21 protein-coding genes and 1 pseudogene are annotated in these 26463 nt (G+C 68.7%); 4 read left to right on the top strand and 18 right to left on the bottom strand.

Going from position 1 to position 26463, the window contains the following annotated elements; all coding sequences use genetic code 11:
* Position 1 precedes the first annotated feature (1 nt).
* From ACNYS0_RS32200 to ACNYS0_RS32180, 5 genes are all read right to left on the bottom strand, one after another.
* Positions 2–955 carry a helix-turn-helix transcriptional regulator gene (locus ACNYS0_RS32200; protein ID WP_422478602.1) on the bottom strand — a complete coding sequence of 318 codons (954 nt, stop codon included), beginning with the start codon at positions 953–955 and terminating at the stop codon, positions 2–4.
* Between the two features lie 129 nt (positions 956–1084).
* Positions 1085–1459 carry an FKBP-type peptidyl-prolyl cis-trans isomerase gene (locus ACNYS0_RS32195; RefSeq protein ID WP_422478600.1) on the bottom strand — a complete coding sequence of 125 codons (375 nt, stop codon included), beginning with the start codon at positions 1457–1459 and terminating at the stop codon, positions 1085–1087.
* A gap of 75 nt (positions 1460–1534) precedes the next feature.
* On the bottom strand, positions 1535–2545 hold the full coding sequence (locus ACNYS0_RS32190) for an FKBP-type peptidyl-prolyl cis-trans isomerase (protein WP_422406236.1): 1011 nt from the start codon (positions 2543–2545) through the stop codon (positions 1535–1537).
* Between the two features lie 155 nt (positions 2546–2700).
* Positions 2701–4062, bottom strand: coding sequence for a Pup--protein ligase (gene pafA, locus ACNYS0_RS32185; protein ID WP_385759633.1), 1362 nt, complete (start codon positions 4060–4062; stop codon positions 2701–2703).
* Positions 4063–4071: 9 nt separating this feature from the next.
* On the bottom strand, positions 4072–5331 hold the full coding sequence (locus tag ACNYS0_RS32180) for an MFS transporter (RefSeq protein WP_422478598.1): 1260 nt from the start codon (positions 5329–5331) through the stop codon (positions 4072–4074).
* Between the two features lie 121 nt (positions 5332–5452).
* Between ACNYS0_RS32180 and ACNYS0_RS32175 the strand changes: the two genes are divergently transcribed.
* The gene (locus tag ACNYS0_RS32175; RefSeq protein WP_422478596.1) at positions 5453–6499 is read left to right on the top strand and encodes a LacI family DNA-binding transcriptional regulator; all 1047 of its coding nucleotides are present in this window, start codon (positions 5453–5455) and stop codon (positions 6497–6499) included.
* An 84-nt stretch (positions 6500–6583) separates the two neighbouring features.
* Here the strand turns inward: ACNYS0_RS32175 and prcA are convergent, their stop codons facing one another.
* From prcA to arc, 6 genes and pseudogenes are all read right to left on the bottom strand, one after another.
* Positions 6584–7354 (bottom strand): proteasome subunit alpha, encoded by a 771-nt coding sequence (gene prcA / locus ACNYS0_RS32170; RefSeq protein ID WP_422478594.1) that lies wholly within the window; start codon positions 7352–7354, stop codon positions 6584–6586.
* A gap of 61 nt (positions 7355–7415) precedes the next feature.
* Entirely contained in the window at positions 7416–8261 is an 846-nt protein-coding gene (prcB, locus tag ACNYS0_RS32165; protein ID WP_422478592.1) for a proteasome subunit beta, read from the bottom strand.
* A pseudogene (locus ACNYS0_RS32160) lies at positions 8213–8401 on the bottom strand (endonuclease domain-containing protein); the annotation flags it as partial. The pseudogene ACNYS0_RS32160 and the gene prcB, both read right to left, overlap by 49 nt.
* 95 nt (positions 8402–8496) lie before the next feature.
* The gene (locus ACNYS0_RS32155) at positions 8497–8715 is read right to left on the bottom strand and encodes a ubiquitin-like protein Pup (protein WP_327664184.1); all 219 of its coding nucleotides are present in this window, start codon (positions 8713–8715) and stop codon (positions 8497–8499) included.
* A gap of 202 nt (positions 8716–8917) precedes the next feature.
* Positions 8918–10429, bottom strand: coding sequence for a depupylase/deamidase Dop (gene dop / locus ACNYS0_RS32150; protein WP_422478590.1), 1512 nt, complete (start codon positions 10427–10429; stop codon positions 8918–8920).
* Between the two features lie 280 nt (positions 10430–10709).
* Positions 10710–12476: a proteasome ATPase gene (gene arc / locus ACNYS0_RS32145; protein ID WP_422478588.1), complete on the bottom strand. Its 1767-nt coding sequence runs from the start codon at positions 12474–12476 to the stop codon at positions 10710–10712.
* 263 nt (positions 12477–12739) lie between these two features.
* On the opposite strand from arc, the gene ACNYS0_RS32140 reads away from it, so the two are divergent.
* Complete coding sequence (locus ACNYS0_RS32140; protein WP_422478586.1) at positions 12740–13054, top strand: ferredoxin; 315 nt, start codon at positions 12740–12742, stop codon at positions 13052–13054.
* A gap of 76 nt (positions 13055–13130) precedes the next feature.
* Here ACNYS0_RS32140 and ACNYS0_RS32135 read toward each other — a convergent pair whose 3' ends face one another.
* The 3 genes from ACNYS0_RS32135 to ACNYS0_RS32125 all read right to left on the bottom strand — a co-directional run bounded on the left by ACNYS0_RS32135 (position 13131) and on the right by ACNYS0_RS32125 (position 16585).
* Positions 13131–13706, bottom strand: a complete 576-nt coding sequence (locus ACNYS0_RS32135; RefSeq protein WP_422478584.1) for a hypothetical protein — start codon at positions 13704–13706, stop codon at positions 13131–13133.
* A 232-nt stretch (positions 13707–13938) separates the two neighbouring features.
* Positions 13939–14844, bottom strand: coding sequence for a tRNA (adenine-N1)-methyltransferase (locus ACNYS0_RS32130; RefSeq protein WP_389279439.1), 906 nt, complete (start codon positions 14842–14844; stop codon positions 13939–13941).
* A 229-nt stretch (positions 14845–15073) separates the two neighbouring features.
* Positions 15074–16585, bottom strand: a complete 1512-nt coding sequence (locus ACNYS0_RS32125; protein WP_422478582.1) for a site-2 protease family protein — start codon at positions 16583–16585, stop codon at positions 15074–15076.
* A gap of 179 nt (positions 16586–16764) precedes the next feature.
* Here ACNYS0_RS32125 and ACNYS0_RS32120 point away from each other — a divergent pair, with 179 nt between their 5' ends.
* Both ACNYS0_RS32120 and ACNYS0_RS32115 read left to right on the top strand, forming a co-directional pair.
* A complete protein-coding gene (locus ACNYS0_RS32120; RefSeq protein WP_422478580.1) occupies positions 16765–17664 on the top strand; it encodes a RecB family exonuclease in 900 nt (299 codons plus the stop codon).
* 49 nt (positions 17665–17713) lie between these two features.
* Positions 17714–18385 (top strand): response regulator, encoded by a 672-nt coding sequence (locus ACNYS0_RS32115; RefSeq protein ID WP_266721484.1) that lies wholly within the window; start codon positions 17714–17716, stop codon positions 18383–18385.
* A gap of 99 nt (positions 18386–18484) precedes the next feature.
* Here the strand turns inward: ACNYS0_RS32115 and ACNYS0_RS32110 are convergent, their stop codons facing one another.
* The 4 genes from ACNYS0_RS32110 to metH form a co-directional block, all read right to left on the bottom strand.
* Complete coding sequence (locus tag ACNYS0_RS32110; protein WP_422478578.1) at positions 18485–20062, bottom strand: ABC transporter substrate-binding protein; 1578 nt, start codon at positions 20060–20062, stop codon at positions 18485–18487.
* A gap of 70 nt (positions 20063–20132) precedes the next feature.
* Positions 20133–21740: an ABC transporter substrate-binding protein gene (locus ACNYS0_RS32105; RefSeq protein WP_422478576.1), complete on the bottom strand. Its 1608-nt coding sequence runs from the start codon at positions 21738–21740 to the stop codon at positions 20133–20135.
* Positions 21741–22097: 357 nt separating this feature from the next.
* Positions 22098–22793 (bottom strand): HAD family hydrolase, encoded by a 696-nt coding sequence (locus ACNYS0_RS32100; protein WP_422478574.1) that lies wholly within the window; start codon positions 22791–22793, stop codon positions 22098–22100.
* Positions 22794–22891: 98 nt separating this feature from the next.
* Positions 22892–26401 carry a methionine synthase gene (metH, locus tag ACNYS0_RS32095; protein WP_422478572.1) on the bottom strand — a complete coding sequence of 1170 codons (3510 nt, stop codon included), beginning with the start codon at positions 26399–26401 and terminating at the stop codon, positions 22892–22894.
* Positions 26402–26463: the final 62 nt, after the last annotated feature.

Below are 26463 nucleotides of genomic sequence, written 5' to 3'. Positions count from 1 at the left end.
CTCAGCCCTTGGCCACGGCGCGCAGCCGGTCCACGACATCGGCCCGCAGTTCGGCGGGCTCCAGCACCACCACGTCGGGGCCGAACTCCACGAGCCAGGCGTCGAGCCCGTGCCCGTACGGGACCTCCACCTCGTCCCAGCCGTCACCGAGCTCGCGCACGGAGGCGGCCTTGGCGCGCAGCGGGTAGCCCGCGCCCGCCCGCAGCCTGATCAGCGCGGAGCGGTCGGCGGTCTCCCCCGCCCAGCTCGCGACGGTCTCCCGTACGGTCACCACGTCCGGTACCCGCACCGTGAACTGTCCGGCACGCGAGCGCACCTTGCCGGTGATCCGGGACAGCCGGAACACCCGCTCGGCCTGCCGGTCGCGGTCCCAGCCCGCGAGGTACCAGTGACCGCGCCAGCACTCCAGGGCCCACGGCTCGACGTGCCGCTGCTCGGGGCGGGCGGCCGTGGCCTTGCGGTAGTCGAAGACGACGGGGCGCCGGTCGCGGCAGGCCAGCATCAGCGGCTCGAAGGACGCCTCGTGCGCGGGGATACGGGGTTCGAGGGCGCCATGGCTCTCGTACGGGTCCACGTCCTCGGGCATTCCGGCGGCGCGCAGCTTCTGGAGCGCGCCGCTCGCCGCGCCCGCGAGCCGGGCCTGCTGCCACACCTTCGCGGCGAGCCCGAGGGCGGCGGCCTCCTCCGCGTCCAGCGTGACGGGCGGCAGCCGGTTGCTGTCGCGGCCGGCCAGATAGCCGACCTCGCCGTCCAGGTTCTCCACGGTCTCGATGACCAGGCCGAGTTCGCGCAGATCGTCCTTGTCGCGCTCGAACATCCGGTTGAAGGAATCGTCGCTGCCCGCTTCGAGGTAGGCCTCGATGGATCCGCGCAGCTCCCGCTTGCTCAGCGGGCGCCGCGTCCCGAGCAGACACAGCGCCAGATTCATCAGCCGCTCGGCCTTGGCAATCGCCATCGACGCCCTCTCCTCAGGTGACTCCCGACGGACGACCGTACCGCTCGGGCGTGTCCTGGCAAAAGCCGAAGGCCCATGCCAGACGGCATGGGCCTTCGGTTGACCGCTCACGGTCGGGTGTGACCGGACTCAGACACCCATCAGGTCACACACGAAGATCAGCGTCTCGCCGGGGGCGATGCGGCCGCCACCGGCGCCACGGTCGCCGTACGCGAGGTGCGCGGGGATGGTCAGCCGACGGCGGCCGCCGACCTTCATGCCCTGCACGCCCTTGTCCCAGCCCGCGATGACCTGACCGGCGCCGAGCTGGAACTCCAGCGGGTTGCCCCGGTTCCAGGAGGCGTCGAACTCCTCGCCGGTGGAGAAGGACACACCCACGTAGTGGACCTTCACGAAGTCGCCGGCCTTCGCCTCGGCCCCGTCGCCCTCCCAGATCTCCTCGATCTGGAGGTCCGTCGGTGCGTCACCGATCGGGAAGTCGACCTCGGGCTTGTCGATGTTCACGTGAAGCGCTCCTGCTTGTTGACTGCTCTGCAACCGGGACAGTCTGCCATCTTCCCCGGCGCGGTGCGCGACGGCTCAGTGCGCGGCGAGGATGTCCACCGTGAAGACCAGCGTCGAGTTGGCCGGCAGCGTCTTGCCCTGGGCCTTCTTGCCGTACGCCTGCTCCGGCGGGATCACCAGGAGCACCCGGTCACCGACGTGCTTGCCGACGAGACCCTGGTCCCAGCCCTTGATGACCTGACCGCCGCCGATCGGCGTCGTGAACGGCTGGCCGCTCTTCCAGGACGAGTCGAACAGTTCGGCCTTCTTCTTGCCCTCGTTGATCTTCCAGGCGGCACCGCTGTACTGCATGGTGACCGTCTGGCCCTTCTTGACCTCGTCACCCTTGCCCTGGATCAGGACCTTGTCGACCAGGTCCTTCGGCGGGTCGCTCTTCGGGATCGAGATCGTCGCCGGCTCCTCCTTGTCGGCCTGGATCTGCGGCAGGTCCGAGGGGATCGAGGCCTGCTTGCCCTCGGCCTTCTTCGGGATCACCTTGCCGACGTCCAGGGCGAAGACGAGCGTGTCCGAGCCCTTGATGCCCACCTGCTGGTTGCCCTGGCTGCCGAAGCCCGCGGCCGGCGGCGCCACGACGAGGACCCGGCTGCCCTCCTTCTGCCCGAGCACGGCCTGCGAGAACGCCGGAAGCTGACCCTCGGCACCGGCGGTCACCATCTGGTCACCACCGCCCTGCGAGCCGTACGTGGAACCGAGGTCCTTGCCGCCCTTCCAGACCTTGCCGGTGAAGTTCATCGACACCAGGTCGTTCTTCTTCACCGCCGGGCCGTCGCCCTGGGACAGCGTGTGCACGACGAACTTGTCGCTCGGGTCGCCCTTCGGCAGCGAGATCTTCGCCTGCTTGCCGTACGCCCCCGACACCTTCGGCATCGGGTCGGCCTTGTCGACCGCCTTCGGTACCGCGGCCGCCTTCGGCGAGGACGAGTCGGCCTTGTCCGCCGAATCCTTCTTGCCGTCGTCGCTGCCGCAAGCCGTCGCGGTCAGCGCCAGTGCCGGCACGATCAGTAGTGCTGCAAGTCGGCGTCGCACAGTGGTCCTCAAGTCGCTCGAATAGGGTCCGGCCACTCTAGGCCCTCCCCCTGTCAATCCAAGTCATTCCAAGGGGACGGCCAGGGGCCTCGTACGAATGATTCGTACGAGGCCCCTGGCCGGATTGCTCAGCGTGTGCGCCCACATACCGGCGATCACATACCGGCGATCAACTTCTCCACCCGGTCGTCCACACTGCGGAACGGGTCCTTGCACAGCACCGTGCGCTGCGCCTGATCGTTCAGTTTCAGATGCACCCAGTCGACCGTGAAGTCACGGCGCTGCTCCTGGGCCCGGCGAATGAAGTCACCGCGCAACCGCGCGCGCGTGGTCTGCGGCGGCACCGACTTGCCCTCGAAGATCTTCAGATCGTTGCAGATCCGCTTGGCCTGGCCCTTCTTCTCCAGGAGGTAGTAGAGACCGCGCTGCCGGTGGATGTCGTGATACGCGAGGTCTATCTGCGCGACCCTCGGGTGCGACATCGTCATGTTGTGCTTCGCGCGGTAACGCTCGATGAGCTTGTACTTCATGACCCAGTCGATCTCGGTGCCGACCCGGTCCAGGTCCTCGCTCTCGATGGCGTCGAGCGTGCGGCCCCACAGCTCCAGGACCTGCTCCACGGTGCCGCTGCGGATACCCCTGCGCTCGCAGAAGTCCACGGCCTTCTCGTAGTACTCGCGCTGCACCTCGAGGGCCGAGGCCTCCCGGCCACTGGCGAGCCGCACCTTGCGCCGGCCCGTGATGTCGTGACTCACCTCGCGGATCGCCCGGATCGGGTTCTCCAGGGTGAGGTCGCGCATCACCGTGCCCGCCTCGATCATGCGCAGGACGAGGTCGGTGGCACCGACCTTCAACAGCATCGTCGTCTCCGACATGTTCGAGTCACCGACGATGACGTGCAGCCGACGGTAGCGCTCGGCGTCCGCGTGCGGTTCGTCCCTGGTGTTGATGATCGGCCGGGAACGCGTCGTCGCGGAACTGACGCCCTCCCAGATGTGCTCGGCGCGCTGGCTCACGCAGTACACGGCACCGCGCGGAGTCTGAAGCACCTTGCCCGCACCGCACAGCAACTGCCTTGTGACCAGGAAGGGGATGAGAATGTCCGCGAGCCGCGAGAACTCCCCGTGCCGCGCCACCAAGTAGTTCTCATGGCAGCCGTAGGAGTTACCCGCCGAGTCGGTGTTGTTCTTGAACAGGTATACGTCGCCCGCGATTCCCTCCTCGTGCAGGCGGCGTTCTGCGTCGACGAGCAGGCCTTCCAGAATGCGCTCGCCCGCCTTGTCGTGCGTGACCAACTCGGTCACGTTGTCACATTCGGGAGTTGCGTATTCCGGATGTGACCCGACGTCAAGGTAAAGGCGGGCGCCGTTCCGCAGAAAGACATTGCTGCTGCGGCCCCATGACACGACACGGCGGAAGAGGTACCGCGCCACCTCGTCAGGAGACAGGCGGCGCTGTCCCCTGAACGTACACGTGACGCCGTACTCGTTCTCCAGCCCGAAAATGCGGCGGTCCATGACTGAACATTACGCCCGATCCCCCGAGCTGAAACGGGGTTCGACGGCACGGTTTGGATCATTTTCCGACGAGCGCGCGACACGCCCGGACGTGCGCGGCTCCCCGAGGACCCGAGCCGTTGAAAGCAGCACGACCAGTGCAAGCGCGCCAGTGACGGCCGGAACGGCGAACCCCCACCGCGTACCGGCCCACTCGACGACCGGACCCGCCACCGCCGTTCCCACACTGGAGCCGACCATGAACGTCGTCACGAGCCAGGAGAACGCCTCCGTCACCGTGCCGCGCGGCGCATGCCGGTCCACGACGATGAACGCACACGCGATGCACGGCGCCAGGAACACCCCCGCCACCACCATCAGGGCCACCATCGCGACCGGCCCCGGCATCAGCACCAACGGCACGTAGAACAACGCGAGCAGCGCCACCAGCCACCGAAGTCGCCGCTCCGCGGCGCCACTCCACTGACGCGCCCCGTAGACGCTGCCGCCCACCAGAGCGCCCAGCCCGATCGCCGCCATCAGCCAGCCGTACACCGCGTCGCCGCCCCGCCCCTCCGCGTACGACATCGCCGCCACGGTGATCGAACCGAGCGCCGTCCCGATGAACAGGAAGGCGACGAGCAGGACCAGCAGCCCCGGCGAACGCAGCGCCCCCAGCCAGTGCGCCTCGCGGGGCGCCGAACGCCACGCGCGCGAAGGCTTCGACAGCACCACGGAGAGCGCGCCAAGCACACCGACCACATTGAGCACCACGAGCGCGGCCTGCGCCGACCACAGCGACACGCACAGCGTCACCAGCAACGGCCCCACCGTGAACATGACTTCCTGCGCGATCGCGTCCATCGCGTACGCCGTGTGCACCTGCTCCTCGCGCGGCAGCACACTCGGCCACAGCGCGCGCAGACCGCCCTCGAGCGGCGGTGTGAACAGCCCCGCCAGGGCCATCGCCGCGTACGCCAACGGCAGCGATTCCGTCCCGACGAACGCGAAGACCGTCATGGCGAGCCCCGACAGGACCGCCGCCGGCAACTGCACCCTCGGCTGGCCCCGCAGATCGACGAGACGGCCGAGGAGCGGCTGCCCGATCGCGTTCGCCACCCCGTACACCGCCGCGAGCGCGCCCGCCAGGCTGTACGTGCCGCCCTCCGCCCGGATGAACAGCACGACGGCGATCGGGGCCGTCGCGTTCGGCAGCCTGCCCACCAGCGTCCCCGTGAGCAGCCGCATCGCATGCCGCGCCCTGAGGATCTCCGCATAGCCCGCGGCCATCGCCCCGCCCCCGCCCTGAAGTTTTACGTATAACGTCCGGGGGTTATACGTACCACGTGCCCGACCGGCAGAGCCACCCGATAACGTCGAACACCCTGGAACGACACCCACGGAGGCACCAGTGACCAGCGGCCCGGACGGCACCACGACCGCCCGCCCCACCAGCAGGGACGTCGCCCGCGCCGCCGGCGTCTCGCAGGCCGCCGTCTCCCTCGTCATGGGCGGCAAATGGCGCGGCCGGGTCTCCGAACCCACCGCCGAACGCGTACGCGCCGCAGCCGACCACCTCGGCTACCGGCCCAACCTCGCCGCCCGCAACCTCCGCACCGGCCGCACCCGCACCGCCCTCCTCGTCGTCCCCGCACTCACCAACGAGTTCTTCGCCGGCGTCTACACGGGCGCCGCCCGCATCGCGGCACAACACGACTTCGGCGTCGTCCTCTACCCCTCACCCGAGGGGATCGGCCCGGCCCGCGACCCCTTCCCCTCCGCCCGCGCCGCCCTCGACGGCATCCTCGCCTCCTCCATGGCCGCCGACGCCCTCACCGACCTGCGCGGCGCCGGCACCCCCGCCATCCCCCTCGTCATGCTCGACAGCGACCCCACGGGCAGCCCCGGCGCGACCACCGTCAATCTCGACCTCGCCGACGGCATCCGGCAGATCACCGACCACCTGCTGGAATTCGGCCACAGGAACTTCCTCCACCTCGCCTCCGCCGTCGAATCCTGGACCTTCGACGTCCGCGCCCGCGAACTCGCCCACCGCACGGCGCAATTGCCCGGCACCACCGTGCGCACCGTGCGCTCCGCCCTCACCGTCGAGGACGCCGTCATCGCCACCGAAACGGCGCTGCGCACCTCCGGCATCACCGAACCCACCGCCATCGTCTGCGACGACGACAAACTCGCCGCCGGCGCCTACAAGGCCGCCCGCCGCATGGGCCTGCGCATCCCCGACAACCTCTCCATCACCGGCTTCGACGACCTCTCCCTCGCCACCGCCATCGAGCCCGAACTCACCACCGTGCGCCTGCCCGCCGAGGAGGTCGGCGCCCACGGCATGCGCGCACTCCTCGCCGTGCTCGACGGCCACGGAGCCGAAACCACCCCGCTCCCCGTCGAACTGATCGTGCGCGGCTCCACGGGACCCGCCGCACCCCGCCCCTGACACACGTGTGCCCCGACCGGTTCACCGACCGGCCGGGGCACACGACACGCTACGAGCTACACGCCGTCGACTACTTGTCCTCGACTACTTGTCCTCGGAAGGACCCTCGTCGTCGGACACCGCCTCCGACTCGGCCTCCGTCGTCGCGGCAGCCCCCTCGGCCGTGAGCAGATTCGACAACTGCCGACCCACGATCCGCTTGAACTTCCGCTGCTGCGGCCGCGTACGGTCCAGGACCGCCACCTCCAGGCGCTCCGCGGGAATCTCCCGCTCGCCCCCATTGGTGTCCCGCGACAGCGCCGTCACCGCCAGCTTCAACGCCTGCGACAGCGTCATGCCGTCACGGTGCTGCTGATCCAGATAGTTGCTGATCTGCTCCGCACTGCCACCGACCGCCACCGAGCCGTGCTCGTCGACGATCGAACCGTCGTGCGGAAGGCGGTAGATCTGGTCGCCGTCGGCCGACTGCCCGACCTCCGCGACCACCAGCTCCACCTCGTACGGCTTCTCCCCCGCGCTGGAGAAGATCGTGCCCAGCGTCTGCGCGTACACATTCGCCAGACCACGAGCCGTCACATCGTCACGGTCGTACGTGTAACCCCGCAGATCCGCGTAGCGCACGCCACCGATCCGAAGGTTCTCGTACTCGTTGTACTTACCGGCGGCCGCGAAGCCGATCCGGTCATAGATCTCGCTGAACTTGTGCAGAGCACGGGACGGGTTCTCGCCGACGAACACGATGCCATCGGCGTACTGCAGCACGACAAGGCTGCGACCGCGAGCAATGCCCTTGCGCGCGTACTCCGCGCGGTCGGCCATCGCCTGCTGGGGTGAGACATAGAACGGCGTCGACACCGGCTATCCGTCCCTTTCTGTCAGTGGCTCGATGAGTAGGCAACCAAGGAGACTCGGACCGCTAGAGCAGAGCGGCCCGCGGACCGTCCGGCTCCTCCATGCGGCGCTCCAGGATCGCGCGGGCGATCCCCGACGACTCGTCGTCCGACAGCCGCCGGAACCCGTCCTCGGTGATCACCGTGACGATCGGGAAGATCCGCCGCGCCATGTCGGGACCACCCGTCGCCGAGTCGTCATCGGCCGCGTCGTACAACGCCTGCACGACCAGCATCGTCGCCTGCTCCTCCGTCAGATCCTCGCGGTAGAGCTTCTTCATCGCCCCACGCGCGAACACCGAACCGGAACCCGTCGCGGCAAAGCCGTGCTCCTCGCTGCGGCCACCCGTGACGTCGTACGAGAAGATCCGACCCCTCTCACGATCCACGTCGTAACCCGCGAACAGCGGCACCACGGCCAGCCCCTGCATGGCCATCCCGAGGTTCGACCGGATCATGGTCGACAACCGGTTCGCCTTGCCCTCCAGCGACAGCTGCGCACCCTCGACCTTCTCGAAGTGCTCCAGCTCCAACTGGAAGAGCTTCACCATCTCGACGGCCAGACCGGCGGTGCCGGCGATGCCCACGGCCGAGTACTCGTCCGCCGGAAAGACCTTCTCGATGTCGCGCTGCGCGATCACATTCCCCATCGTGGCCCGCCGGTCACCGGCGAGCACGACGCCGCCGGGGAAGGTGATGGACACGATGGTCGTGCCGTGGGGGGCCTCGATGACGCCCTGCGTCGGCGGCAACTGCCGGTTGCCCGGCAGGATTTCGGGCTGATGCTCGGACAGGAAGTCCATGAACGAGGACGATCCAGGCGTCAGGAAGGCAGCCGGTAGACGCCCGGTGCTACGAGGGTTGGCTTCCACGCGTTTCCTTCCAAGTAGGCTGCGGCCCGACGGACGGTGTCGGGATCGTCTCCCAACAAGCCGATGGCCGAATTGCAGTTGAAGCACAGTACGCCACGGACCCTACCCATCTCGTGGCAGTGATCCACATGTAGTTCCGGTACGCGCGGGCGCAGGACCTGCGAGGCCCTGCGGCCCGTCGCGATCACCCGAGTGGCGCGAGCACGGCGCACGCGACGCCGTTCACATACGTGGACTACTCTCCACCCTTTTGAACGAAGGACCTCACGAAGTCCTCCGCGTTCTCCTCCAGGACGTCGTCGATTTCGTCCAGGACGGAATCGACGTCATCGCTCAGCTTCTCCTGGCGCTCCTTGAGGTCCTCGGTCGACTGCTCGTCGACCTGCTGCTCCTCGACCTCCTCGGTGGAGCGCGTCGCCTTCTGCTGTCCGCCGCCGGTGTCCTTGGTTGCCATGTCCAGCTCACCCCGCTCGGTTCGACATCCACGCCGTGGACGACGTGGTTCGCTCAGGTCGTTCGTGATCAGAACCCTACGCGTCGGCTCTGACATCGGCCCCGCACTTTGTGCAACGTGCGGGGCCCACCTCTGTGATTCCCCTGCCGCCGGCTTTTCAGCCCCGGATCGGTGATTGATCATCGGCGGATCGGGGCGCCCCTTACTGCCCGGACAACACCCTGACCAGGTCCTCGGCCGTGCGGCACCGGTCCAGGAGCTCCTTCACGTGGTTACGCGTTCCGCGGAGGGGTTCCAGGGTTGGGACGCGCTGGAGCGAGTCCCGGCCGGGCAGGTCGAAGATGACCGAGTCCCAGGAGGCCGCCGCGACGTCGTCCGCGTACTGCTCCAGGCAGCGTCCGCGGAAGTACGCGCGGGTGTCCTCAGGCGGCTTCGTACGGGCGTTCTCGACCTCTGTCTCGTCCAGGAGGCGCTTCATCTTGCCGCGCGCCTCCAGGCGGTTGTAGAGGCCCTTCTCGGCCCGTACGTCGGCGTACTGGAGGTCGAGGAGGTGGAGCTTCGCGGCGTCCCATTCGAGGTTGTCGCGGCGCCGGTAGCCCTCCATGAGTTCGCGCTTGGTGACCCAGTCGAGTTCGCCGGAGAGGCCCATCGGGTCCGTCTCCAGGCGTCCCAGTACGTCCTCCCAGCGGCTCAGGACGTCCTTGGTCTGGTCGTCCGCGTCGGCGCCGAAGCGCTCCTCCACGTACTTCCTGGCGAGTTCGAAGTACTCCATCTGGAGTTGCACCGCGGTGAGCGTGCGGCCGCTGCGGAGCGTGATCAGGTGTTGCAGGGACGGGTCGTGCGAGACCTGGTGGAGGGTGCGGACGGGCTGGTCCACGGCCAGGTCGACGGCGATGAAGCCGTCTTCGATCATGGACAGAACGAGTGACGTGGTGCCGAGCTTGAGGTAGGTCGAGATCTCGGAGAGGTTGGCGTCGCCGATGATCACGTGCAGGCGGCGGTACTTCTCCGCGTCGGCGTGCGGCTCGTCGCGCGTGTTGATGATGGGCCGCTTGAGGGTCGTCTCGAGGCCCACCTCGACCTCGAAGTAGTCGGCGCGCTGGCTGAGCTGGAAGCCGTGCTCGTGGCCGTCCTGGCCGATGCCGACGCGGCCGGCCCCCGTGACGACCTGGCGTGAGACGAAGAACGGGGTCAGATGGCGCACGATGTCCGAGAAGGGGGTCTCCCGCTTCATCAGGTAGTTCTCGTGCGTCCCGTAGGAGGCGCCCTTGTTGTCGGTGTTGTTCTTGTAGAGGTGGATGGGCTGGGCGCCGGGCAGCTGGGCCGCCCGGTCCGCGGCCTCGGCCATGATGCGTTCGCCGGCCTTGTCCCAGAGCACGGCGTCGCGGGGGTTGGTGACCTCCGGGGCGCTGTACTCGGGGTGTGCGTGGTCTACGTAGAGGCGCGCTCCGTTGGTGAGGATGACGTTGGCCAGGCCGATGTCCTCGTCGGTGAGCTGGCTGGAGTCGGCGGCCTCGCGTGCGAGGTCGAAGCCTCGGGCGTCGCGCAGCGGGTTCTCTTCCTCGAAGTCCCAGCGGGCCCTGCGGGCCCGGTGCATCGCCGCGGCGTAGGCATTGACGATCTGGGACGAGGTGAGCATGGCATTGGCGTTGGGGTGGCCGGGGACGGAGATCCCGTATTCCGTCTCGATGCCCATTACTCGCCGTACGGTCATGCGGCCCTCCTTGCCCGGCAGCGCCCTCGGTCGGGGGCGCCGCTCAAGTACCGCTCATTCTCCGGTGCGTGTGCGGTGCCCGTCCCCGCACTGCGCGACTCGGCGGCATGGAAGAGCCTAGAACGCCTTTGCGCTGGTGGGGAGATCATTTGCGTCATTGGATTCGCTCCGGCTTCGAGCGGTGGGTGGCGTGGTCGGTTCCTGTGGTGTGCCACGGAGTGCTGCCGCAAAACAGTCGGCTGCGGGTACCCGGTTCGGGCACCCGCAGCCACCCTGTCTTTTACAGGTACTGACCGGTGTTCGCCACCGTGTCGATGGAGCGTCCGGTGTCCGCGCCCTGCTTTCCGGTGACGAGCGTGCGGATGTAGACGATCCGCTCGCCCTTCTTGCCGGAGATTCGGGCCCAGTCGTCCGGGTTGGTGGTGTTGGGCAGGTCCTCGTTCTCCTTGAACTCGTCGATGCAAGCCTGGAGGAGGTGCGAGACCCGAAGGCCCTTCTGGTTCTGTTCGAGGAAGGCCTTGATGGCCATCTTCTTGGCGCGACCGACGATGTTTTCGATCATTGCGCCGGAGTTGAAGTCCTTGAAGTAGAGGACTTCCTTGTCGCCGTTTGCGTACGTCACCTCGAGGAAGCGGTTTTCCTCGGATTCGGCGTACATCTGCTCCACGGCCGTCTGGATCATGGCGTGGACGGTGGCGGCCCGGTCGCTGCTGTGCTCGTCGAGGTCGTCGAGGTGCAGCGGCAGGCGTTCGGTGAGGTACTTGCCGAAGATGTCCTTGGCGGCTTCGGCGTCCGGGCGCTCGATCTTGATCTTCACATCGAGTCGTCCGGGCCGCAGGATGGCCGGGTCGATCATGTCCTCGCGGTTGGAGGCACCGATCACGACCACGTTCTGCAGGCCTTCAACGCCGTCGATCTCGGCGAGCAGCTGCGGGACGATGGTGTTCTCCACGTCCGAGCTGACGCCGGAGCCACGGGTGCGGAAGAGGGATTCCATCTCGTCGAAGAAGACGATGACGGGGGTGCCCTCGCTGGCCTTCTCCCTTGCACGCTGGAAGACGAGGCGGATCTGCCGCTCGGTCTCACCGACGTACTTGTTGAGGAGCTCGGGGCCCTTGATGTTGAGGAAGTAGCTCTTGCCCTGGGCCACGCCGGTCACTTCTGCGACCTTCTTGGCCAGGGAGTTGGCTACCGCCTTGGCGATCAGGGTCTTACCGCATCCGGGGGGCCCGTACAGCAGGACGCCCTTGGGCGGCCGCAGTTCGTGCTCCCGGTAGAGGTCCGGGTAGAGGTAGGGGAGCTCGACGGCGTCGCGGATCAGTTCGATCTGGTTGCCCAGGCCGCCGATCTGCTCGTAGCCGATGTCCGGGACCTCTTCGAGGACCAGTTCCTCTACTTCGCTCTTCGGTACGACTTCGTAGACATAGCCGGAACGGGGTTCGAGAAGAAGGGCGTCGCCGGGGCGGATGGTGACGTCAAGCAGCGGCTCGGCGAGCCGTACCACCCGTTCCTCGTCGGTGTGCCCGACCACGAGGGCTCGATCGCCGTCCTCAAGGATTTCCTTGAGGGTGACGATGTCGCCGACGCTCTCGAACTCCATGGCCTCGACCACGTTGAGCGCTTCGTTGAGCATGAGTTCCTGGCCGCGCCGGAGCTCTTCGAGTTCGACGCTTGGGCTCACGTTCACGCGGAGTTTGCGGCCGCCGGTGAAGATGTCGGCGGTGCCGACCTCGTTCGCCGAGAGGAAGACTCCGAAGCCTGCCGGTGGTTGTGCGAGCCGGTCGACTTCTTCCTTGAGGGCCACGATTTGGTCGCGGGCCTCACGGAGTGTGTTGGCGAGCCGCTCGTTCTGGGCGGACACGCCGGCCAGGTTGGTCTGAAGTTCGACGATCCGCTCTTCGAGAATCCTCGTGTGCCGCGGAGAGTCGGCGAGCTTGCGCCGCAGGACGGCGATTTCCTGCTCGAGATAGGCAACCTGCCCGGCAGGGTCTTCGGACCCTCGTCCCGGGCGGATGCCGCGGTTGATGTCGTCGTCGTGGGCTGCCACGGTCCTCACCTCCTCCAAGGGGAGCTGGACGCTTCCAGACCCTACCTGGGCGGGTGTCGATTGAAACCCCTAGATCAAAAAGACGATGGGGTGTGTCCGATCTTCACCCTTGCGCTCTCCCTCACGCCAGTGGAATACCCACCCAACAACATCGGAAAGCGGCCGGTTGTAGGGTCGAAGTGTTCAACACCCGTCAGGCTCGGCCCGACTTGCTCCTCTGAAGGAGGTTTTCGGGGGCCGCGACGCAGGAAACGGCAGGAGACATGAGCGTGCGGCAAGAGGCCGGATCCGGTACCGACAGCCACATTCCGCTGGAGGTGTGGATCGACCAGGATCTGTGCACGGGCGACGGGATCTGCGCGCAGTACGCCCCCGAGGTGTTCGAGCTGGACATCGACGGTCTGGCGTATGTGAAGAGCGCGGACGACGAGCTGTTGCAGGACGTGGGCGCGGCAACGCCCGTGCCGCTTCCGCTTCTCACGGATGTAGTGGCGTCGGCGAAGGAGTGCCCGGGCGACTGCATTCATGTGCGGCGGGTTTCGGACAGGGTCGAGGTGCACGGGCCGGACGCGGAGTGAACGCGGGGTAGCCCGAAGTGTACGAAAGGGCCCCGTTCGCCGGTTTTCCGGCGGACGGGGCCCGTTGCGTGCGGTGTCAGGCGGCGCGGGCCTCGGAGGGGGTGGAGCGGACGAACGCCCCGTCCTTCCACTGCCACTTGGCCTTCTCGTGGACGTCCGGGCGGTAGCGGGGCACGGAGTCGGAGGAGTAGCCGTCCAGGTCGGCGAGGACGGAGCCGTCCTGTATGGCGAGGGTGGTCGTCGAGTAGTTGTCCTTGGGCGTGACGAGCGTGGCGACGACGCGCGGCTTGGCGCCGGCGGGCTGGGTGAGGACGTAGATGCCGCTGGGCGGCGTGCCGACGCCGGCGTCGCAGCGGACGACGGCGACCGTCTCGGGACGGCCGTCGCCGTCGAGGTCGCCGGCCGCTTGGCGGACGACCTTGGTCTTGACGGGGCCGCAGTCGAGCGGGAAGTGGACGGCGGCGGGGTCGGGCGCGGCGACGGCCGCGGGTCTGTCCCGGGGGGCCTTGTGCTCGGCCTGGGCCGCGGTGGCGGAGTCCGGCTTGAGGAAGCCGGAGACCGCGACGACCGCGGCGAGGGCTGTCGCGGTGGCCAGCCAGTGGATGGGTCGTGTGGTGGTGTGCGCCAGTTCCGGGACGGCGGATTGCTGCACGAGGAGCGTCTCCTGTGAGGGCTGTGCCGGTGGGGGTGGCCAGCATCGTGCCATACGTCACAGTGCGCGGGAACGGCGGGGTCCGTTCTTTCTCAGGTGATATCTGGTCCTGGTGCTGCCGCTTCGCCAACGAACGGACGCCGCCGCGGAGTTCCCGTTGGTGCGGGGAACTCCGCGGCGGCGCTGTCGTGTTGTGCGGTCGTACGTTCTTCGGTGGCGCGGCCTCGGTGGCTCAGCGGCCTCGGTTGCCGCCGTCGGCGTTGGGGCCGTCGTAGTCCTCGCCGTAGGCGCCCTTGGCGGGGCGGCGGCGGCGCATGGGCGGCTCGACGCCGTCCGCGAGGCGGCGGGCGGTGAGCAGGAAGCCGGTGTGGCCGATCATCCGGTGGTCGGGGCGGACGGCGAGGCCCTCCACGTGCCAGTTGCGGATCATCGACTCCCAGGAGGTCGGCTCGTTGAAGCAGCCGATCTCGCGGATGGACTCGACGGTGCGGGCGAGCTGCGTGGTGGTGGCCACGTAGCAGCACAGGATGCCGCCGGGGACGAGCGCCTTCTTGACGACGTCCAGGCACTCCCAGGGGGCCAGCATGTCGAGGATGACGCGGTCGACGTCACCGTCGGACAGGTTGTCCTGGAGGTCGCCGACGGTGAGCTGCCAGGCGGGGTGCGGTCCGCCGAAGTAGCGCTCGACGTTGCCCTTGGCGATCTCGGCGAAGTCCTCGCGGCGCTCGTAGGAGTGCAGCATGCCCTGGTCGCCGATGGCGCGCAGCAGGAAGCTGCTGAGGGAGCCGGAGCCCACGCCCGCTTCCACGACGCGGGCGCCGGGGAAGATGTCGGCGAAGGCGAGGATCTGCCCCGCGTCCTTGGGGTAGACCACGGCGGCGCCGCGGGGCATGGACAGGACGTAGTCGGGGAGCAGGGGGCGCAGCGCGAGGTAGGCGACGTTTCCGGTGGTACGGACAACGCTGCCCTCGGGTGCGCCGATCAGCTCGTCGTGCGGGAAGGAACCCTTGTGGGTGTGGAAGTTCTTTCCCTCTTCGAGCGTGAACGTGTAGTGGCGGCCCTTGGGGTCGGTCAGCTGAACCTGGTCCCCGACCGTGAAGGGCCCGCGCCTGCGGGCGGCACCGGTCGGTTCGGACATGTGAACAGCCTACCGGGCCCGGCGGGGGACGCCGACCATCGCTCGGCGAAACCCGATGGGGTGTACTCGGCGTCGGCCCGTACCGCCCGGTCCGTCGACAGCGGATCGTGATGCCGAGAGCCGTCGTACCTATTGCCGTCGGCTGTGTCCGTCAGCCGAGGGCAGGATGCCGTGCCGCGGCGACGCGACGCGCACGGGCGGCCACTGTGATGCACGGCCGGGCACGCGTTCAGGACGGGCGGGCCATGGCCTTTACGAAGGCGCGTTCGACGTCGGCTGCGGAGAGGACTCCGTAGATGGCGCCGTTCTCCTCGACGACGAGGTATTCGGTGGCGGGGGTTTCGCGGAGGGTGTCGAGGAGTTCCTCGCCGGCGAGTTCGGCGGAGACGCGCATGCCGTCGGTGAGGTCCTGGGCGAGGCCGCTGACGGGGACCCAGGGGCGGCGGTGTTCGGGGATGCCGACGATGGCGGCCTCGCGGACGAGGGAGTGCGGGTCGCCGTCGGCGTCGACGACGACGAGGGCGCGGGCGCCGGCCTCGTTGGCGCGGCGGAGCGCCTCGGAGAGCGGGGTCTCGGATTCGACGGGGACGGCGCGCCGGGTGAGGGTGCGGGCACGCAGGTCGGGGAGGTGTTCGCGCAGTCGTGCCATGCGCAGGCTGTTGCCGGCGCCGGTCCAGATGATGGCGGCGAGGATGGCGGCGAGCAGCGCGTCCATGAGGGTGTTCATGCCGCCGGCCTCCTCGGCGCCTTCACCGAGGGCGCCGGACTGCGTGAGCAGCGGCAGGCCGATGAGGACGGTGACGGCGAGGGCGCGGCCGACCCAGGCGGCGGCGACGGTGCCGCTCATGGGCTTGCCGGTGAGCTTCCAGACGACGGCGCGGAGCATGCGGCCGCCGTCGAGCGGGAGGCCGGGCAGCAGGTTGAACGCGGCGACGATCAGGTTGGAGATCATCAGGCCGGCGAGGAGCACGCCGGGGACGGTGCCGGGTTCGACGGCGCGCATCGCCGCGTAGAAGACGCCGGAGAGGACGAGGGAGAGCAGCGGGCCCACGAAGGCGAGCATGAATTCGCGGCCGGGGGTCTCGGACTCCTTCTCGATCTCGGAGACGCCGCCGAAGAACTGCAACTGGATGCGGCGCACCGGGAGCTTGTAGCGCAGCGCCACGACGGTGTGGGCGAGTTCGTGGATGAGTACGGAGGCGTAGAAGGCGACGGCGAAGAAGAGGGAGACGAGGTAGCGGGCGGCGCCGAGCTCGGGCAGGACGCGGTCGAGCTGGCCGCCGAAGACCCAGGTGATGAGCGCGGCGACGAGGAACCAGCTGGGGGCGACGTACACGGGGACGCCGAAGGGGCGGCCCATGAGCAGTCCGCCGCGCGGTTCGGGTCGTTTGGTGGGGCCCTTGATGGCGCCCTTGCGCTTGCCCGAGGTGGCGGTGGCGCGCTCGGGGTGGCGGTCGTAGGGGTGCGCGGGTGGCGCGTCCTGCGGCGGGGTGGCCGGGTCCGCGGGCGGGTCGGCCGGTTGCGTACCGGGCCGCTCCTCCCGCGCCGCGTGCTCCGGCTCCTCGGTGGCCGCGCGCGGCGGCTCCGAGCCGGTTCCGCGCTCCTGCGGCGTTTCCGGCTCGCCCGGCTCCTGGGCCTCACTGGTTGCGCGGGCTTCGGTCGCGTCCGGCTCGACCGCGGCCGGCGGCCCGGGTGGCGTCGCCTCGCCGGTGCCGGACTGCGGCTGCCCGCTCTCGTCCACGGTGATCCCTCGGTCCCCTCGTTCGAAGCGTTTCCCGCCGCCCGGCGGGACGTTCTGGCGTCGATGGTATGCGGACAGTGTCCGCGGGCCCCCGTCGACTCCCCCGCGCCACGCTACGCAAGACGCGGCTTCGCGTGCAGGTGCCTGACTGTCAGTGCGGGCCCGTATCGTCGTGACGCATGGAGACCAGCACCGATCAGGCCCCCGCGCAGGCCGTGGCCGCCCCGCCGAGGTCGCTCTCGCCGTCGCGCGCGAGCGATTTCATGCAGTGCCCGCTGCTGTACAGGTTCCGGGTGATCGACAAGTTGCCGGAGAAGCCGAGCGAGGCGGCGACGCGGGGCACGCTGGTCCATGCCGTCCTGGAGCGGCTGTTCGACGCGCCGGCGGACGAGCGGACGGCCCCGCGGGCGGCTGCGCTGATCCCGGGCCAGTGGGAGCGGCTGCGGGAGTCGAAGCCGGAGCTGGCGGAGCTGTTCGCCGACGCGGGCGAGGGCGAGGAGGCCGCGGGCGAGCGGATGGCGCGCTGGCTCGGTGATGTGGAGCGCCTCGTGGAGCGCTGGTTCACGCTGGAGGATCCGACGCGCCTGGAGCCCGTCGAGCGGGAGCTGTTCGTGCAGGCCGAGCTGGAGTCGGGCCTGAAGCTGCGCGGGATCATCGACCGGGTGGACGTGGCGCCGACGGGCGAGGTGCGCATCGTCGACTACAAGACGGGCAAGGCGCCGCGCCCCCAGTACGCCGAGGGCGCGCTGTTCCAGATGAAGTTCTACGCGCTGGTGGTGTGGCGCCTGAAGGGGGTCGTGCCGCGCCGCCTTCAGCTCGTGTACCTGGGCAGTGGGGACGTGGTCACGTACGACCCGGTGCCCGCGGATCTGGAGCGGGTGGAGCGCAAGCTGCTCGCGCTGTGGGAGGCGATCCAGCAGGCGACGGAGACGGGTGAGTGGCAGCCGAGGCCCACGAAGCTGTGCGGCTGGTGCGACCACCAGGCGGTGTGCCCGGAGTTCGGCGGCACTCCCCCGCCGTACCCGTTGCCGATCGTCCCGGCGCCCGCGGCCGGGGCGGAGGACCTTCCGCAGGCATAGCAGGGCAGAATGGGCCGCCGGGTCTATCGAAGGATCAAAGGAGAGTTTCGTGGCCATCCGCGTCCTACTGGTCGACGACCAGCCGCTGCTGCGTACGGGCTTTCGCATGATCCTGGAGGCCGAGCAGGACATCGCGGTGGTCGGCGAGGCCGGGGACGGGCTGCAAGCGCTCGACCAGGTGCGTGCGCTTCAGCCCGATGTGGTCCTGATGGACATCCGGATGCCGCGGATGGACGGCGTGGAGGCGACCCGGCAGATCTCGGGACCCGGCAAGGACGGCCCGGCGAAGGTCCTGGTGCTGACCACGTTCGATCTCGACGAGTACGTGGTGGAGGCGTTGAAGGCGGGGGCCAGCGGCTTCCTGCTCAAGGACGCGCCCGCGGGCGAGCTGGTGCAGGCGATCCGGGTGGTGGCGGCCGGCGAGGCGATGCTGGCGCCGAGCATCACCCGTCGTCTCCTTGACAAGTACGCGGACCACCTCCCGTCCGGGGACGAGCCGGTGCCGGACACGCTGCACACGCTGACGGAGCGGGAGGTGGAGGTGTTGAAGCTGGTCGCGCGCGGCCTGTCGAACGCCGAGATCGCCGCCGACCTGTTCGTGAGCGAGACGACGGTGAAGACGCATGTCGGCCATGTGCTGACGAAGCTGGGCCTGCGCGACCGCGTGCAGGCGGCCGTCTACGCGTACGAGAGCGGTCTGGTCCGCCCCGGCGCCCAGTAGGGCTACTGGCCCAGTAGGGCCACTGGTCCGCCCCAGGCGTGCAGTGGGCCGCCGTCCCGCCCCGGCGCGCGGCTGCGGCCGGGGCGGGTCCGCGAGCGGTCAGCCCTTGCTGATCTCCCAGAACCGGAAGACGGTCGACGCGTCGAGGCAGTTCTCCAGGCCGTACACGTCGGACTTGGCGACGGCGTACTGCTTGGCCTGCCAGACCGGGAGGATCGGCAGCTCGTCGGCGACGATGTTCTGGAGCTGCTCGTAGCGCGGGGCCGTCCCGGAGCGGTCGCTCTGGGCGCCGGTCTCGGGGATGATCCGGCCGGTGATGGTGCTGTTGTCGTAGCGGTTGTCGAGGACGTTGCCCTTGCCGAAGAACGGCTGGGTGAAGTTGTCCGGGTCCGGGTAGTCCGGCACCCAGCCCTTGACGTAGACGCCGTACTTGCCGGACTTGATGTCCCGCTCGTACTGGGCGAATTCGACGGACTTCACGTCGGCGTCGAACAGGCCGCTCGCGTTGAGCTGCTTGGCGATGGCCTTGAGCTCGGCGTCGGTGCCGGGGCCGTAGCGCGCGGGCGTGGACCAGAGCGTGAGCTTGACCGGCGCGCTGATGCCGTCGGCGCGCAGCGCGGCCGCCGCGCGGCTCTTCGAGGGGCGGGACCCGTACTTGTCGAAGAACGCCGTGTTGTGGCCCGTGATGCCCGCCGGGATGATCGAGTACAGCGACGTGGCGGTCTGGTCGTACACGTCGTTGATGAGGGCGTCGCGGTCGATGAGGTAGGCCATCGCCCTGCGGACGCCGATCTTGCCGGCGACCGGGTCGTCCATGTTGAAGACGAGGTGCTGGACCTCGGCGCTCGTGCCCTCGATGACGTCCATGTTCTTGCTGCCGGACTTCTGGATGTCGGCGACGTCCTTGGCGGCGAGGCCGCGGTAGGCGAGGTCGAGCTTCCCGGCGAGCAGGGACTTCTTCAGGCCGGCCTGGTCACCGTGGAAGAACTTCATGGTGACGCCGTGGTTCTTGACCTTGGCGGTGCCCCGGTACTTGGCGTTGACCGAGAAGGCGGCCTGCTTCTTGCCGAAGGAGTCGAGCTTGTAGGGGCCCGAGCCGACGGCCTTGCCGTCGTTGCGCAGCTTGTCCGCGGGGTACGCGGTGTGGTCGACGATCGACCCGGCGCCCGAGGCGATCTTGCTGGGGAAGGTCGCGTCGGCGGACTTCAGCTTGAAGGTGACGGTCTTCGCGTCCGGGGTCTCGACCTTGTCCAGCATCGGGAACATGATCGCGGGACCGGCCTCGTCGTTGATCCGCATCATGCGGTCGAAGGAGAACTTGACGTCCTTCGACGTGAGCGCGTGTCCGTTGCTGAACTCCAGGCCGGAGCGGAGCGTGCACGTGTAGACCTTGGTGGCGCTGTCGCTGAAGTGGCACTCCTTGGCGGCTTCCGGCTCCGGCTCGGTGCCTCCCTTGGGGAAGCTGAGCAGCGACTGGAAGACGTTGTTGAACAGCAGCCACGAGCCGGGGTCGTAGCCGGATGCCGGGTCGGTGGCCTGGATGTCGTCGGACATTCCCATGACCACGGCGTCGCCGCCGTCGGCGGAGTCGCCCTCTTCAGAGCCACAGCCGGTCAGGAGTGCCGCGGCGAGTCCCGCGCCGAGGGGCATGACCAGCCACTGGTTGCGCATTCTCACGTACGTGCCTTGTCGTCGGTCGAGCGGACGGGCTGGGGCCGGCCGCGAGTGGACCGGCCCCGGGGTGGGCTCAGCCGCTGACGCCGCGGCCCAGCTCCCACAGCTGAAGGACCGAGGAGGCGGACAGCGCCCATTCCACCCCGGTGATGTCGTCGCGCGCCGCGACGTACTGCTTGCCCTGCCACAGCGGCAGGACCGGCACGTCGTCGGCGACGACGTTCTGGATCTGCTGGATGGGCTTGGACGCGGTGAGCCGGTCGGCCTCGCGGCGCTCGGCCGGGATCAGGTCACTGCGGATCCGGCTGTTGGCGTACGGGGACGAAAGGAAGTTGTCCTTGTCGAGGAACGGCGCGAGGAAGTTGTCCGCGTCCGGGAAGTCGGGGAACCAGCCGAGGCCGTAGACGTCGTACTTCCCCTTGAGCTGGGCGTCGCGGTAGGTGTCCCAGACGTCGCCCTTGATGTCGACGTGGAACAGGCCGCTGGAGTTCAGCTGCTTCTGGAGGAGCTCGAACTCCTTCTTCGTGCCGGACCCGTAGTGGTCGCTCGTGTAGTGCAGGGTGAGCTTGACCGGGGTGCTGATGCCGGCCTGCTGAAGGATCGACGCGGCCTTGGTCCTGCTGGGGTCGCCGTACTTGTTGAAGAACGAGTTCTGGTGACCGGTGATGCCGCTGGGCACGAGCGAGTAGAGCGGCTCCGCGCCGGTGCCGTACACCTGGGAGGCGAGCTCGCCGCGGTCGACGAGCTGCGCCATGGCCTGGCGGACGGCCTTGTCCCGGACGGTGCTGGCCTTGGTGTCGAAGCCGAGGTAGCGGATCTCCATGCCGGGCATCTCGACCAGGTTGATGTTCTTGGGCGCGCTGTCCGAATACTTCTTGATCTGCTCCGGGGACATGGTGCGCGTCATCATGTCGATGTCGCCCTTCTCCAGCGCCTTGCCCATGGCGTCGGCGTCGGTGAAGGAGTCCAGCTCCACCTTGTCGTTCTTCGGCTTCAACTGACCCTTGTAGTTCGGGTTCTTGGTGAAGACGGTCTTGACGACGGCGTCGTCCTTGACGGTGGCCTTCAGGGTGTACGGGCCGGAGCCGTTCACCTTGAAGCCGTTGCGCAGCTTGTTCTTCGGGTACTCGTCGGGGTCGACGATGCCGGCGGAGGGCGTGGCCAGCTTGTACGGGAACGTGGCGTCCGGGGACTTGAGGTGGAAGATGACCTCGCGGTCGCCCTGGGTCTCGATGGTGTCGATCGAGGAGAGCAGACCGTAGGAGCCGCTGTCGCTCTTGATGTTCCTGACGCGGTCGATGGAGTACTTCACGTCGGCCGCGGTGATCGGCTTGCCGTCGGCGAACTTGAGGTCCTTGCGCAGCTTGCAGGCGTAGCGCTCGCTGCCGCTGTCGGAGAATATGCAGCTCTGGGCGGCCTCGGGGACGGGCTCGCCGCTGCCGCTGCGCGGCATCGCCATGAGCGTCTGCACGGTCTGGCGCAGCACGTTCCAGGACCCGGTGTCGTAGGCGTACGCCGGGTCGAACGGCGCGGGGACCTTCCCGGAGGCGATGAACCGGTCCGTGGTGCCCACCTTGATCGCATCGCCGCCCGCGTCTCCGCTGTCCGACCCGCCGCATGCGGCGAGCACGGGGGCCAGCAGACCGATGATGGCCGGCAGCACCAAAGTCTTGCGGTTCATGCTCGAAGTTCTCCAGAGCTGTTGAACCCGCCGGCCCGGCGAAAGGGGTGGGACGCCTGGGCGACGGGAGGGTACGGCGATGTTCTCGCGACGACATTAATGGGCGTGCCGCCACGGTTCGCGGGCGCGGGAGCGGAGCTTTCATCACGCTGTGGAATCAGGCGTGGACGCACCGAAAACACCTCAGGAGGAAGGTTCGTCGCATGGGGTGGCCAATCGGGACACAAGGGCACCCCGCACCGCACGGGAAGCGGTCGCGCAGCATGTGCCCGACGGGCTGTCGACCCCCGGGAAAGTGGGAAAGGTCACACGCTCAACGAGCTTGTCGTGCGCATTGATTCAGCCACCCCGCGGACTTCAGGACGTCATGAGTCCCTTCAGGAAAGGCACGTTGACGTGCTCCAGGGAGCGGACGACGGTGCGCCGGGGCGCGGGTTCGATCGGCGACACGGACGGCACGGCGACGACCTGGCAGCCCGCGGCCTCGGCCGATGTGACGCCGGTCGCGGTGTCCTCGATGACGGCGCAGCGCCCCGGATCGGCGCCGAGACCCGCCGCGGCGAGGAGGTACGGGTCGGGGTGCGGCTTGGTGCGTGAGACCTCGTCACCGGCGACGGTGAGGCGGAAGTTGGCCGGTCCGAGCGAGTCCAGGACGCGGTCGATGATGCGCCGGTGGGAGGCGGACACGAGCGCCGCCGGCACGTCGTGCGCGGCGAGCTCGGCGAGGAGTCTCGCGGCCCCCGGCATCAGCGGCAGGGAGCTGCTGATGCGCTTCTCGAAGGCGTCGTTGAGCAGCACGGTCACCTCGGGCACCGTGATGTCGGCGCCGGTGGCTTCGATGAGGAAGCCGGCGCTGCGGGTCATGGGCCCGCCGACGACGACATGGCGCCAGTCGTCCTCGAGGGTGTGGCCGAGCTCGGCGAAGACGGCCGTCTCGGCGTCCCACCAGAATCCCTCGGTGTCGACGAGTGTTCCGTCCATGTCGAGGAGCACGGCCTGGAGCGTGGAGCCTTCGGCCGTTCGGGTACCGAGTGCGGGGACCGTACTGGTCATCCGTACACCTCCATGAGGGACGAAGAGGCCGGTTGCCCCTTTTCGAGCTCAAGGGCAACCGGCCTGCGCTGGACCGACCAGTGTACGACTGGTGGCAATTACCGCGCGTTGAAGTACTTCGCCTCGGGGTGATGGATGACGATCGCGTCGGTGGACTGCTCGGGGTGCAGCTGGAACTCCTCGCTGAGCTGGACGCCGATCCGCTCGGGCTCCAGGAGGTCGGCGATCTTCGCGCGGTCCTCCAGGTTCGGGCAGGCGCCGTAGCCGAGGGAGAAGCGGGCGCCCCGGTACTTCAGGTCGAACATGCCCTCCATCTCGGCCGGGTCCTCGCCCGCGAAGCCCAGCTCGGAGCGCACGCGCGCGTGCCAGTACTCGGCGAGGGCCTCCGCCAACTGCACGGACAGGCCGTGCAGTTCGAGGTAGTCGCGGTAGGAGTCGGACGCGAACAGCTTCGCCGTCTCCTCGCCGATCCGGGAGCCGACGGTGACGACCTGGAGGCCGACGACATCGATCTCGCCGGACTCCTCCGGGCGGAAGTAGTCCGCGAGACACAGGCGGCGGCCGCGGCGCTGGCGCGGGAAGGTGAACCGGGTCCGCTCGTTGCCCGCGTCGTCCAGGATGATCAGGTCCTCGCCCTTGGAGACGCACGGGAAGTAGCCGTGCACGACGGCCGCTTCGAGCATGTTGTCCGTGTGCAGCTTGTCGAGCCAGCCGCGAAGGCGCGGACGGCCCTCGGACTCCACCAGCTCCTCGTACGAGGGACCGTCGCCGGTGCGCGCCTGGCGCAGGCCCCACTGGCCCTTGAAGAGGGCGCCCTCGTCGAGCCAGGACGCGTATTCCTTGAGCTGGATGCCCTTGATGACGCGGGTGCCCCAGAACGGCGGTTCGGGGACCGGGTTGTCGACGGCGACGTCGGAGCGCACGGGGCCCTCGTCGGGCGTCTCCTCGACCACGACGTCCCGCTTGGGGACCCGGCGCTGCTTGAGCTCCGGCAGGGTCGCGCCGGGGACGCCGCGCTTGACCGCGATGAGCGCGTCCATCAGGCGCAGGCCCTCGAACGCGTCGCGGGCGTAGCGGACTTCGCCCTCGTAGATCTCGTGCAGGTCCTGCTCGACGTACGCGCGGGTAAGGGCGGCGCCGCCGAGGATCACCGGGAAGTCGGCGGCCAGCTTGCGCTGGTTGAGCTCCTCCAGGTTCTCCTTCATGATCACGGTCGACTTGACCAGGAGCCCGGACATGCCGATGACGTCGGCCTTGTTCTCCTCGGCCGCTTCGAGGATCGCGGAGACGGGCTGCTTGATGCCCAGGTTGACCACGTTGTAGCCGTTGTTGGACAGGATGATGTCGACGAGGTTCTTGCCGATGTCGTGGACGTCGCCGCGCACGGTGGCGAGCACGATGGTGCCCTTGCCCTCCGAGTCGGACTTCTCCATGTGCGGTTCCAGGTAGGCCACCGCGTTCTTCATGACCTCGGCGGACTGGAGCACGAACGGCAGCTGCATCTGGCCGGATCCGAACAGTTCGCCGACGACCTTCATGCCCTCCAGGAGGGTGTCGTTGACGATGTCGAGGGCGGGCCGGGTCTCAAGCGCTTCGTCGAGGTCGGCCTCCAGGCCGTTCTTCTCGCCGTCGATGATGCGCCGCTGGAGGCGCTCGTCCAGCGGGAGGGCGAGGAGCTCCTCGGCCTTGCCGGCCTTCATCGACTTGGTGGAGACGCCCTCGAACAGCTCCATGAGCTTCTGAAGCGGGTCGTAGCCCTCGGCGCGACGGTCGTAGATGAGGTCGAGGGCCGTCTTGACCTGCTCGTCGTCGAAGCGTGCGATCGGCAGGATCTTGGAGGCGTGCACGATCGCCGAGTCCAGGCCCGCCTTGACGCACTCGTCGAGGAAGACCGAGTTGAGCAGCACGCGGGCGGCCGGGTTGAGGCCGAAGGAGATGTTGGAGAGGCCGAGCGTGGTCTGCACGTCCGGGTGGCGGCGCTTGAGCTCACGGATCGCCTCGATGGTGGCGACGCCGTCGCCCCGGGACTCCTCCTGACCGGTGCAGATGGTGAAGGTCAGGGTGTCGATGAGGATGTCCGACTCGTGGATCCCCCAGTTCCCGGTCAGGTCCTCGATCAGCCGCTCGGCGATCTGGACCTTGTGCTCGGGGGTGCGGGCCTGGCCCTCCTCGTCGATGGTCAGCGCGATCAGCGCGGCGCCGTGCTCCCGCGCCAGCTTGGTGACCTTCGCGAAGCGGGACTCGGGGCCGTCCCCGTCCTCGTAGTTGACGGAGTTGATGACGGCGCGTCCGCCGAGCTTCTCCAGTCCCGCCTGGATGACGTCGACCTCGGTCGAGTCCAGGACGATCGGCAGGGTGGAGGCGGTGGCGAAGCGTCCGGCCAGCTCCTTCATGTCGGCGACGCCGTCGCGGCCCACGTAGTCGACGCACAGGTCGAGCATGTGCGCGCCCTCGCGGATCTGGTCGCGGGCCATCTCCACGCAGTCGTCCCAGCGGGCCTCCAGCATGGCCTCGCGGAACTTCTTCGAGCCGTTGGCGTTGGTGCGCTCGCCGATCGCCATGTACGCGGTGTCCTGGCGGAACGGCACCGTCTGGTAGAGCGAGGCGGCGCCCGGCTCGGGCTGCGGGGTCCGCTGGGTGGGCTCGGCGCCGCGGACGCGCTCGACGACCTGGCGCAGGTGCTCGGGGGTCGTGCCGCAGCAGCCGCCGACCAGGGAGAGGCCGTATTCGCGGACGAAGGTCTCCTGGGCGTCGGCCAGCTCGGCCGCCGTGAGCGGGTAGTGGGCGCCGTCCTTGCCGAGGACCGGCAGGCCCGCGTTGGGCATGCAGGAGATCGGGATGCGCGAGTGGCGGGCGAGATAGCGCAGGTGCTCGCTCATCTCGGCGGGCCCCGTGGCGCAGTTCAGGCCGATCATGTCGATGCCGAGCGGCTCCAGGGCCGTCAGGGCGGCGCCGATCTCGGAGCCGAGCAGCATCGTGCCGGTGGTCTCGACGGTGACCGAGCAGATCAGCGGGAGGTTCACGCCGGTGGCGTCCAGGGCGCGGCGGGCGCCGAGGATCGCGGACTTGGTCTGGAGGAGGTCCTGCGTGGTCTCCACCAGGAGGGCGTCGGCGCCGCCCGCGATCATGCCTTCGGCGTTGGTCTGGTAGGCGTCGCGCAGCACCGTGTAGGGAGCGTGGCCGAGGGTGGGCAGCTTGGTACCGGGGCCCATCGAGCCGAGGACCCAGCGCTGCTGCCCGGTCTTCTCGGTGAACTCGTCGGCGACCTCGCGGGCGATGCGGACGCCGGCCTCGGAGAGCTCGAAGTTCCGTTCGGGGATCTCGTACTCGTTCAGGGCGGCGAAGTTCGCGCCGAACGTGTTCGTCTCGACGCAGTCGACGCCGACGGCGAAGTACTCCTCGTGGACCGAGCGGACGATGTCCGGCCGCGTCACGTTCAGGATCTCGTTGCAGCCTTCGAGCTGCTGGAAGTCATCGAGCGTCGGGTCCTGCGCCTGAAGCATGGTGCCCATCGCTCCGTCGGCCACCACGACGCGGGTGGCGAGGGCTTCTCGGAGGGCGTCCACACGGGCGCGGGGATCGGATGCGGGCGTTGGCAACGAGGCCATGAAAGTTCTCCCAGAGGTGCGACGGCTGTCGGCTTTGCGGCTCCACTCCCTGAAGGCGCACC

Source organism: Streptomyces anthophorae, assembly GCF_049310305.1.
In the GTDB taxonomy this organism is placed as follows: domain Bacteria; phylum Actinomycetota; class Actinomycetes; order Streptomycetales; family Streptomycetaceae; genus Streptomyces.
Note: the sequence above shows the minus strand (reverse complement) of the source record. Positions and strands in the feature narration are given on the sequence as shown.